At 47.1% G+C, this 2,886-nt stretch carries 4 protein-coding genes; all 4 read right to left on the reverse strand.

What is annotated here, in order from left to right; translation table 11 throughout:
• On the reverse strand, nt 1–181 hold a 181-nt coding region (locus Q7S09_01420; protein ID MDO8557835.1), incomplete at its 3' end, for a hypothetical protein.
• A gap of 112 nt (nt 182–293) precedes the next feature.
• Nucleotides 294–674, reverse strand: a complete 381-nt coding sequence (locus Q7S09_01425) for a response regulator (protein MDO8557836.1) — start codon at nt 672–674, stop codon at nt 294–296.
• A gap of 50 nt (nt 675–724) precedes the next feature.
• The gene (locus Q7S09_01430) at nt 725–2,584 is read right to left on the reverse strand and encodes an ATP-binding protein (protein MDO8557837.1); all 1,860 of its coding nucleotides are present in this window, start codon (nt 2,582–2,584) and stop codon (nt 725–727) included.
• Between the two features lie 76 nt (nt 2,585–2,660).
• On the reverse strand, nt 2,661–2,886 hold a 226-nt coding region (locus Q7S09_01435), incomplete at its 5' end, for a hypothetical protein (protein ID MDO8557838.1).

Here is a 2,886-nt window from a genome sequence, read left to right on the forward strand (position 1 = left end):
ATCCCTGGTCCGTATACGTGATTACTGCTTCAGAACCCGCGGTTTCCTCTTGTACCTGTCCGGGCTTTTGCTGTTCCTGGGGAACGGAAGCCGGGGCTTGCCTATTACTCAAGAGCTTCCACGCTCCTCCGAGCGCAAGAACGAGAACAACCGCTATAACAATGACTTTTGTATTCTTCATATGATGGAATATGGTTAATAGCGTAAGCGATATATCGAGCTTTGCTCGATATAATCTTCATTCCCCGCTCGCAGAGGACGAGAGGGATGCGAGCGGGACTCCCTTTATGATATTACTTACTCAGTAGCTCTTTTACCTTTGCAACCACGTCTTCAATTTTCCAGTCGGTTTTGATAAGGTATCCGTAAGTTCCTTGCGTAACAGCTTGAGAAATTTTTTCGGGGTCGCTCAAATTGCTCAATATTATTACTAATGCATCTTTGCCCCATGTATCCTCACGGAGTTTTTTAAGCATCGTCATACCATCCATCACGGGCATAACGATATCAAGCAAGATGAGATCAGGGTGTTCGCGCAAAGCTGTTTCTAATCCCTCCTCGCCATTTTTTGCTTCAAGAGTAGCAAAACCTTCTTGCGTAAGTTTGTCTACAAGCGCTTGAAGCTGTGACCTATCATCTTCCACAATCAGGATTGTTTTTTCCTGGTCTGTCATGGTTCTATTGTATCACCATGACCCTGAGTTTGTCGAATGGGTCATATGCGTTAAGAAAGAGATTTCGTGCCTACTTTTTTCATCATGCCACTGATAGGGAGTGTAACATAAAATACCGTACCGGGATTTTCTTCCCCGCCTGCCATCCGGCTGGAGCCGTCAGGCGACTGGCGGGCAGGTGACTCAAACCAGACCTTCCCGCCCGAATGATCAATTATTGATTTGACAATGTAAAGTCCCAGTCCGGTGCCTTCGGTATCTTTTTTCCTTACGTTATCAGCTCGGAATAGCTTGGTAAAAATTTTATCCTGCTGCGGCTTTGGTATGCCATAACCCGTATCAGCGACTTTTATGACAATGCAATCGCTATCGACCCGGAGATCAAGCTCAACAGTTCCTCCTTCTGGCGTGTATTTCACCGCATTTGAGAGGAGATTTTGAAATACCATGCGCAGGAGTTTGGGGTCAATCTGAATAATCGGCAGATTATCGGCAAGGTTTGGTTTCAGGAGAATTTTTTTCTCATCAATGGCCGGCCTTTGCTCATCCATAACGCTTCGCGCAAGTTCCGCCACGTTTGTCGGCTGTGGTTCAATCAAAAATGTGCCAAGCTCAATACGGGACACATTCAAAAGCGCATTCACTAACTCCACCATGCGCTGATTGCCATTATAAATCTCTTCCACATATTTCTTCTGCTCTTTGTTTATCTTCCCGGCATCTCCGGCTAAAAGCATTTCGGCATACCAATTGACGGTAGAAAGCGGGGTGCGGAGTTGGTGACTGGCAAGCGAGACGAATTCAGTTTTGGCTTTGTCGAGTTGCATGAGATCGGTGATATCTTCTTCCGTAGCGACATAGGCAATGACGCTTTTATCTTGCATAAGCGGTGTAACGCGCACGAGCGATACATAAAGCCGACCGTCCCTGCTACGATTAAGGACTTTGTAAACAAGCTTCATGCCAGCCGATTTTTTGACCCACAACTCTTTATAAAAGGGCGCGGGCATAAGTGCTCCCCAGAGCCGCGGCGTCTGCCCGACCATTTCTTTGAACGTATACCCCGTTGTCTTCTCGGCGGCCTCGTTGGCAAACAATATAACTCCATTAGGGTCGGTAATAATCACGTGGTTCGTTGTCTGCTTGGCGACCATGAAAAAGAGGTGTCCGAGTTCGGAAAAACGGGCTGGATCTTGGCGCACGCCTTTCTCATCTTTGGAAAACGATCCGATAGGGTTCTCGAACATTTCTCTTGTCGTATTGCAGATCTCGCTACACGGATACAGCGCCTCATACCGCATGGCGCTCGACGCAATCCCCGCCGACAAAAGTAGAGCTGTTACGTTGTCTACAAAACCTTGCGGCCCGGCTATAAAAACGAGCCTTTTGTTATTTTCCTTGGTGACATTCGAAAAATCGTCCTTTTGAGGAACGCCTTCGTGCAGTGCGATATCGTACCTATGTTGTGTAGCCAGTTCTTCAATATCTTTTTTGCAATGCAACGGCCTCTCCTTGGAATGATATGCGATCAAAGACATCGTCTCGTCAAGACCGGAGCGCACGCAAGAAAGAAACGGCGCCACTCCGGTGCCGCCGCCGATCATAATGGCACCTTGGCTTGGTACGATAAAAGCGGACCCCATAGGACCGATGATGTCTACCTTGTCGCCCGTCTTCAGAATGGCGACGTCTTGCAGATATTCATTGTCTGTTATACGGATCAAAAGCTCAATGTCTTTGCTTTGCACACTCGACGATATCGAATAGGCGCGTCTATCCACCACGCCATACCGCTCGGTGCGTTTTGGCATGACAAGCCAGACATATTGGCCGGGAGTAAAGGCAAATTTTTCGGGACGCTCGAGCGAAAGAATGATGACGTCAGGAGCAACTTTCTGATTGGAAATCACGCGGACATGAAAACGCAATTCATTGGTGATATCTGGCAGGTCCGCGAACGAATCGTTTTTAATGATTATTTTAAAATTACCTGGTTATGCTAATGGTTGCGCTTTGTTCGGCGCTTGGAGCACATACGGTCACACGACCATTAGCGCTTTTGGTAATGTAATACCCCGTACCATCTGCAGATGATACTGTTGGATCTATTGGCATACTGGTTAAATACTTCTGGCTTGTTGTAAGAACAGACAGATTAACACCCGTTAAGCAGGTTCCTGTTGCCGTTAATTTACATGCTTCATTGGCAGCT

Source organism: bacterium (genome assembly GCA_030649025.1).
GTDB lineage: Bacteria > Patescibacteriota > Minisyncoccia > JAUYLV01 > JAUYLV01 > JAUSGO01.